This window comes from Streptomyces sp. NPDC059832, assembly GCF_042731715.1.
In the GTDB taxonomy this organism is placed as follows: Bacteria; Actinomycetota; Actinomycetes; order Streptomycetales; family Streptomycetaceae; genus Streptomyces.
Genome location: NZ_JBHWIY010000082.1, coordinates 1 through 7,476, shown reverse-complemented (window position 1 = coordinate 7,476; position 7,476 = coordinate 1). Strand labels below are relative to the sequence as shown.

Annotated in this window: 6 protein-coding genes and 1 pseudogene; 5 read left to right on the top strand and 2 right to left on the bottom strand. The window is 66.9% G+C overall.

Annotation, left to right across the window (positions count from 1 at the left end):
- The first annotated feature begins 845 nt into the window (after nucleotides 1-845).
- The 5 genes from dacB to ACFV8T_RS45035 all read left to right on the top strand — a co-directional run bounded on the left by dacB (nucleotide 846) and on the right by ACFV8T_RS45035 (nucleotide 5,788).
- Nucleotides 846-2,342, top strand: a complete 1,497-nt coding sequence (dacB, locus tag ACFV8T_RS45055) for a D-alanyl-D-alanine carboxypeptidase/D-alanyl-D-alanine-endopeptidase (protein ID WP_385339599.1) — start codon at nucleotides 846-848, stop codon at nucleotides 2,340-2,342.
- 320 nt (nucleotides 2,343-2,662) lie between these two features.
- Nucleotides 2,663-3,148: a hypothetical protein gene (locus tag ACFV8T_RS45050; protein WP_385339596.1), complete on the top strand. Its 486-nt coding sequence runs from the start codon at nucleotides 2,663-2,665 to the stop codon at nucleotides 3,146-3,148.
- Nucleotides 3,149-3,164: 16 nt separating this feature from the next.
- Complete coding sequence (locus tag ACFV8T_RS45045) at nucleotides 3,165-3,815, top strand: RNA polymerase sigma factor (RefSeq protein WP_385339593.1); 651 nt, start codon at nucleotides 3,165-3,167, stop codon at nucleotides 3,813-3,815.
- Entirely contained in the window at nucleotides 3,808-4,794 is a 987-nt protein-coding gene (locus tag ACFV8T_RS45040) for a CU044_5270 family protein (protein WP_385339590.1), read from the top strand. Before ACFV8T_RS45045 ends, ACFV8T_RS45040 begins: the two co-directional genes overlap by 8 nt.
- Before the next feature lie 214 nt (nucleotides 4,795-5,008).
- Nucleotides 5,009-5,788 carry a hypothetical protein gene (locus ACFV8T_RS45035; RefSeq protein ID WP_385339587.1) on the top strand — a complete coding sequence of 260 codons (780 nt, stop codon included), beginning with the start codon at nucleotides 5,009-5,011 and terminating at the stop codon, nucleotides 5,786-5,788.
- A gap of 403 nt (nucleotides 5,789-6,191) precedes the next feature.
- Here the strand turns inward: ACFV8T_RS45035 and ACFV8T_RS45030 are convergent, their stop codons facing one another.
- Together ACFV8T_RS45030 and ACFV8T_RS45025 are read right to left on the bottom strand one after the other, a co-directional pair.
- Nucleotides 6,192-6,746, bottom strand: a complete 555-nt coding sequence (locus ACFV8T_RS45030; RefSeq protein WP_385339584.1) for an MFS transporter — start codon at nucleotides 6,744-6,746, stop codon at nucleotides 6,192-6,194.
- Between the two features lie 2 nt (nucleotides 6,747-6,748).
- A pseudogene (locus ACFV8T_RS45025) lies at nucleotides 6,749-7,198 on the bottom strand (serine hydrolase domain-containing protein); the annotation flags it as partial.
- Nucleotides 7,199-7,476: the final 278 nt, after the last annotated feature.

Below are 7,476 nucleotides of genomic sequence, written 5' to 3'. Positions count from 1 at the left end.
CGGCGTCGGATGCGGTGCATCGCAAGGCGGAGGGACGCCCGAATACTGGATGTATTCGGGCGTTCCGACAACGCGGCGAGGTGCCGTAGCTGTCGCCGCACGCCGACCCACCAGGGATTACGGGACAGCCCTTAGGTGCGGCAGAATCGCCATGAACTTGGCTGCCAGCACGACTTGTTTCCCTTCCGACCTGCTCATGCCAGACCAACAAATCAGCGAGGGGAAAGCCACGAGTTAGAGATCTGCACGCCCTTAGTTGGATATGAGGTACGGGGGTTTTCCCTACCATGCTCTCTCCTGCTGCCCGCATTGTTCGGGTGATTCCCTTCGGCCAGACTGGACGAGTCCGATGGCTGTCCGGTTCAGCTGGGTGAGCGCCGCCACTGGCAGTGCAGGGAGTCGCGCGCCCGTGGTTTCCACTGATTCCCGAACATTCCTTGGTTATCCCATCAAGAAAGAAAAGAAATTTATCGGTGGCGCGGATTGGCATTACGTTCTTGAAATCGTGCTCCATGCACTGGCGCCGGCGTATCTCGATTACCTAAAGAACGACCGCCGGCATTCACGGCATCCCCCTCGTTTAACGCTAGAAATCAAAAGGTATCCTCGCAATGTTTATAAAAGTCCCTGATCTCATGCGAAATCGCATCCGAAGGGAGCCCAGGCCCGCAGTCCACCGGAGGGCGGGAACCACACGACGGGAGGCTACTGGATACGGCTCACGCCGGCTGCGTACCCGCGCAGCCGCAGTAGCTGTGGCATCGGCCCTTGCGGCCGTCACGATGTCGGCGTGCTCCAATGACTCGAAGGATCATTCGAATTCCGCGTCTCCGAACGCTCCAGGTGTGAGCGCCGAGCTGCAAAAGCTCATGGACGCCTCACCGTGGGCAACAGGCGACTGGGGCGTGCAGGTCGCCGACCTGAAGACAGGAAAAGTCCTCCAGTCGAAGAACGCCGAATCCAAGTTCATGACTGGATCGACAGCCAAGACCTTCGCGGTAGGCGCAGCCCTCGACGACCTCGGCAGCGACCACCGTTTCCGTACGCCAATCGTGCACAGCGGTTCGATATCGGAGGCCGGACGACTCACGGGCAACCTGATCATGGTGGGAAGCGGCGATCTGGCTCTCGGCGGACGGACGACTGCAGCAGGACAACTGGACGTCCCCGACTTCGACCACTACGACGCAAACGCCGTGCCGGGAATGGCAACCATCACCCGGGAAGACCCGCTGGCAGGCATCAATGACCTGGCTCGTCAGGTCGCGGCAAGCGGCATCCGTCAAGTGGACGGCAACGTGATCATCGACAATCGGCTCTGGGACCCGGTGTCGATCGGTGGGACGCCTGTCACGCCAACGGTGGTCAACGACAACCTCATTGACCTGCTCATCACGCCCGGCACGCCCGGCAACCCGGCGAAGGTCGACTGGCGGCCCAAGACGGCAGCCTTCACCGTCGACGCGAACGTCACAACCACGCCCGTCGGCACGAAGCCGACGGTGAAGACCGAAAGCAACGCCCCCGGGCACATCCGGGTTCGAGGCTCGGTGCCCACTGACGCCACCGCACCATTCGTGGCGACATTCCAAGTACCCGACCCCGCAGCATTTGCCCGCACCGTACTCATCGAGGCTCTTGAGCGGAATGGTGTCACCGTCAGCGCCCCGACGCTCGGATCCAACCCCGGCTCCGACCTTCCGTCATCGGAGGAGGTGAAGGCCTTGCCTGTCTCGGCGACGTACACGTCACCGCCCTTCAGGGAATACGCCAAGTTGATCAATAAGGTCAGCCACAATCTCGGCGCCAACCTCTTGCCACCGCTGATGGCAGTCCATCACGGCAAGCACACCTATGCCGACGGAATGCAGATCGAGCGGAACTTTCTCGCCGGAGCAGGTATTGACCCGAATTCGTTCACTCTCGTCGATGCCCAGGGGTTGACCGGGGACAAGGCCACACCAGCCGCACAGACGGAGTTGCTGCGGCATCTTTCCCGCAGTCGCGACTTCAGCACCTTCTACGACTCTATGCCGAGCCTGGGCGTCGATGGATCACTCGCGGATGTCATCGCGCACACCGACCCTGCCGCAGGACACATTCGTGCGAAGACCGGCACCCTGGTCGGCGCTTTCAAGGGCAAGCTGGCTCTCACCACCAAGGCGCTTGCAGGATACGTTGACACGAAAAATGGTCACCGTCTCGTCTTCGCGATCTACGTGAACAACGTCCCCGTCCCCAGCAACAGCGTCAGCGACGCGATCGACCTGGCACTAAAGGCCAACAAGCAATTGGGATCAATGGCCGCCAGCATCTACCAGAACCCCGAAGGGAGCAACTAAAGGCTGTCCCGAAGTCGGTTCAGGCAGCTGGGCGGTGGCTGCGGGAGCCCGGGAATGATGCCGTACAGAGTCGTCACGCCGGAGGACTGCGTCGCGGTCAGCGGGTATCCGCTCGGGCAGTGAATCGCCGACCAGCGCCGCGCCTGTGCGGCCGGAACACTGGAAGCCGGGCTGGTCGCCGAGCTGGAAAAGCTCGGGATGGTGTGGTCGGAGCGGGAGGCGGCCTGGGCGGACGGGGTCGCCGTCGCCAAGCAGTACGCCGCCGTCCACGGCCACTTCCTCCCCCGACCACCGCAACGTAGGACGGGCATCTGATCGGGGTGTGGGCGAAGAACGCGAGGGCAGCAGCGCGCAGGGCGCGGGAGAACGAGGAGCTGCGCGCGGCCGGCCGTCCCGTGCGGTCGGCGGCCGGGGCGATGACCGAGGCGCGGCAGGATGAGCTGGACGCGATCGATCCAGGATGGTGCCCTGCCTGGGACACCGGGCGGCAGCACTGCTACCGCCTCGTCCACAACCACATCCAGGCCGACGGCACCCTCCCCACACTCGACGGCGACATCGTCGTCCAGGGCGAGAACCACAGACGCTGGGTGAACACGCAGCAGTTCGGGTGGGACCAGCTGCTGCCCATGCAGCAATGGATCCTGGAGAACACCCTCAAGATCACACCAGCCAGGGAAGAGGAGCGGCCGGTGAAACGAACGCAGGACACCATGTGGGCCCTGCGCGCACAGGAACGGGAACTCGAATCGGGCCATCGGCGAACAGCGGGTGACCATGCCCGCGTCTTCGAGGGAAAAACATGAGCCTAAGAGGCGACCGATGACCGTTTCACCGAGCGTCGGAGTCCACCGTGCCGAGGGCACGAACCAGCGGTCGGACTCCGACGCCTCGGTGATCGAACGGTCCTGGGACGAGCCCGATGCCTTCGCCGTGCTGTTCGACCGCTACGCCGACGACATCCACCGGTACGCGGCCCGGCGGCTGGGTGCCGACGTGGCGGACGATCTGATGGCGGAAACCTTCGTGATCGCCTTCCAGCGACGGCGCCGCTACGACCTGTCGAGGGCTCAGGCGCGCCCGTGGCTGTACGGGATCGTCACCAATCTCGTCGGTGAGCACCGGAGGGCCGAGGCGCGCCATCTCCGGGCGCTGGCGCGGGTCGCCGCCGGCGTCCCGGACGAGGGAGGCGGCGAGCCGATGGCCGAGCGGGTGGCCGACCGGGTCACCGCCGAGAGCGCCCGAAGTGCGCTGGCGGGCTGCATCGCCAAGCTGCCGCCCCGCTACCGGGACGTGCTGCTGGTGATCGCCTGGGGTGATCTCGATTACGTGGAGGCCGCGGAGGCCCTGGGGGTGCCGGTGGGCACCGTCCGCTCACGGCTGCACCGGGCTCGAAGGAGACTGCGCGACGCATTGGGCGGGTCCGATCCCACAGCCCTGCAAGAGTTCCAGGAGGAGCCCGATCATGGATGACCTCACCTCCGTGAAGGAGTTGGAGGCGGACACGCCTCCCCTGACCGCCGAGGCCCGTGCCGCCGCCCGCACCCGGCTGATGACCGCCATCGGCCGGGAGAGCCGCAGGGAAGTCGCTCTCGCTCTGCCCAGGCGGACGGTTTTCCGTGTCGCGGTGGCCGCGACGGTCGCCGCGGCAGCGGCGGGAACCGTACTGGTGGTCTCGGCGGACGGCGGGGACCCCCGTTCCCCGAGGATGACCACCCTCAGCGCGGCGCAGGTGCTGCACAAGGCCGCGGACAGGACGCGATCCGCTGGTGCCGGCCTGCCGATCCCGCGGAACGACCAGTACTTCTACACCAAGACCTACATCACGCGAACCCCCGTGAAGGGCGGGAAGACCAGGACGTGGACGGACGAGAGCTGGCTGTCGGTGGACGGCTCCAGGCCCTCGCGCCGACAGGAGCACGGCAAGATCCACAACGATCCCCCGCTGGGCGAGCACGAGGTGCAGTGGCCGCCCAATGAATACGCGAAGCTGCAGAAGTGGCCGACTGACCCCGACGAGCTCCTCGGGTGGCTCGGCCGCGGGCGCGTCGAGGTCGTCGAGCCGTCCGGGGCGAAGGGGGGCAAGGCCGGCGGGCCCGACCCCGACCCCGACAGGATGGTGTTCATAGAGGCATGTCTGCTCATGCAGGGGCCGCGGGTCATGCCGCCCGGCCTGCAGGCCGCCGCTTTCGAGGCCCTGGCGAAACTGCCACGCATCAAGGTGGACGAGGACGAGGTCGACGCTCTGGGCCGGCACGGGGTCGGGGTGTCGTACCCCCACCTGACCTTCACCTTCGTCTTCGACCGTGAGACCTACGACTACCTGGGCATTCGTCTCACGGGCAGCAATGCGAAGCGCGTCGACGGCGAGTGGCGGCAGGTCGACAGGTACTTCGAGATGCGCAGCAGTCAGGAGGTGGGCGTCGTCGACCGGATCGGCCAACGTCCGTAACCGCTCGAAAGGGCCCGTGGTGACGGGAGGAGGGGCCGGGGGTGTGTCGGACGCCCCTGGCCCGGCCGTGGCCGACGAGGGAGCTGACGGCCTCCTGGGAGGGGCCGGGGGCCCCGCCCGCGGGCGCCCACCCGGCCTGCCGAGCAGTGCAGGGGAATGACGGACGGACGGCCACGTGTTGGTTGGGGCAGGACGACCAGTTCTGGAGCACCATGTGAGCCCTGCGAGCATCACCATCTCCGTGGCCGAGACCCTGCGGTCCTCGGTCGGCGCGGCGCCGCACTGGCTGTGGCTGGCAGGCCCTCTCCTGCTGATCTTCGCGATCCCCGTGGCCGACGCGTTCCTGCCACCGGACATCCATCTCGCGCACCTGCTGGTGGTCGCGGTCACCGCCGTCGCCTTCGGTCCCTGGCTCACCGCGCTCGTCGGCGCGCTGGCGGTACTCGCACTCGTCGCCGCCGGAACGCTGCGGCACACCATGACCACCGAGAGTGTCGTCGTCGAGATCGCCGCCCTCGTCGCCGCCTGCGCCTTCCTGGTCTTCTTCGCCTACCTGCAGGGCCGGCGCGACCGGGAGCTGGTCCACGTGCGCTCGGTCTCCGACGCGACGCAGCGCGTGGTGCTGCGCCCGCTCCCCGAGCACGCCGGGCCGATCTCCTTCGCCTCGGAGTACCACAGAGCCGAGGCCGACACGGGCATCGGCGGCGACCTCTACGCGGCGGCCCTCATCCCCGGCTCCACACGGGTGCTCATCGGAGACGTCCGCGGCAAGGGCCTCGCCTCGATCAGCGACACGGCGATCGTGCTGGGTGCATTCCGTGCCGCGGCGCTCAAGGCCTCACCGACACGAGCAGCGAGGACAGGCTCCAGGCGCGCGGAAACCCTGGCCGGCCCGCCCTCGTCCCCCACCGCCAGGACCAGATGGTGCGGTCTGAGCCGGGGGCCGGTGAACCCCAGCACCAGGGCGTCGACCGTGTCCACGTGCCACTGGTGAAGCGTATTCGAGGGTTGCAGTATTCGCCCGCGGGGTGCAGCCCCTCCGCTGACGCCGGCGTCGGCACAACCGCCGAAAGGCTCGAGACTCGTCCGCGCGTCGGTAGCGGACGACGAGGTTCTGCGTGGGGCTTTTCGCATCGCAAGATCTACAGCACTTCCCCGCTGGTGAACGGGCAACGGATAGAGGTGTCCGCGCCAGAATCGGCTGCTGAACTAGACGACCTCAGACTGCTGCCCACCAGATTCCGCGTTTGGTGGAGCTGAACGCCGGTTGGCCGACTGACCCGCGCCGGCCCCCCACACCGACAGCTGGACGAAGAAGGCCGGGCCCCCGCTTGAACGCGACGGGGAGCACCGACGTCAGGTGTTCGTGAGCAGCGCCGAAACGGCCGTCTCCGTGACTACACCTGTTTCGCCCCTGAACCCTGCGGCAGCGAGCCCCTGGCCCTGTCATGGGGAGAACCGGTACGGTCCATCTGCCTCCAGGACGGGAAGATCACCGGGCACAGCGTGGCAAGCAGATACACACCGCCAACCGCCAGCAGCGCGGAAGACAAGCCGACCGAATCCACGAGGAAGCCCGCGGCCAGTCCGCCCAGCGGAGTGACCAGCTGCACCGAGGCCGTCCTCGCGCTCAGCACGCGGCTGCGCAGTTCCCCCGGCGCCGTCTCATACGTCACGGTGGCCATGATGGGGTTGAGTACACCGAAGGCGAGACCCTCTACCGCCATGATCACGGCCAGCGGGGTGAAGGTGTCGGTGAAGGCGGCCGCCACGAAGCGCGGCAGGCCCCCGATGAGAAAGGCGATCGTGAACACGGGCCACCGCCGAAAGCGGCTGCCCACCGCCCCGTAGACCAGCGCCCCCGTGAGCGCGCGAACCCCGAACGCCGCGTTCAGCAGACCGAGATCGACGGCACCGTCAAGCTCCTCACGGGCATGCACGGGCAGGAGCACGGCACTCCATCCCTGATCGGGGAAGCCATCGACCCGAAGTCCACTCCGAGCCCGAACGTGGAAGTCAGCAGGTCCCGTACGGTGATCGGCCGCTGTGCCGGCACGGTGTCGTCCAGCGGACCGTCGGGCCTCTTCAACACGTGCCGGTCAGCGAGTTCGGGCAGCCACTGATCCACCGGGTCGTCCAGCCGCGGCCGACACTCGTCGAGCAGGATCATCCCCGCCGCCATCGTGACCGGTTTGGACGTGGACGCCATCCGGAAGATCGTGTCCCGGCTCATCGGCGAGCCACCGTCATGACGCATCGTCCCGATCGCTTCGACGTGCGTCCGGCCGCCGCGGCCGACCAGGGCGACAAGGCCGGGAATCTTCTCGGACCCGACATGCCGTGCCAGCACCTCGCGCAGTCGGCGCAGCCCGCCGTCGGAGAAGCCGCTGTTACTTGTTCCCATGATGAATCTCCTGTTCACAGTGTTAGTTCTCACGGCGGCCCTGGTGGCCTCCTGCCCCTTCGAACGGCCATGCGAAAAGCCTGCACCCCTGCCCCAGGGTCAAGGTCAATCCCCTATCGCGATCAAGGGGTGACCGGCACCGATCGCAGGCGTCCAGTCCTTTTGGCGGCAGAGGGATGGGCCAGGAGCGTGGGTCAGTAACGAGCAAGCGGTTGGCTGACCGTGATCGGTGGGATCGGTCGCGGTCGGCCTGCGGGCGCTTGTGAGGCCGTGCTCGG

Excerpts from the sequence above, each read along its gene's own strand:
- ACFV8T_RS45045 (WP_385339593.1), top strand. The coding sequence starts at position 3,165 with ATGACCGTTTCACCGAGCGTCGGAGTCCACCGTGCCGAGGGCACGAAC.
- ACFV8T_RS45040 (WP_385339590.1), top strand. The coding sequence starts at position 3,808 with ATGGATGACCTCACCTCCGTGAAGGAGTTGGAGGCGGACACGCCTCCC.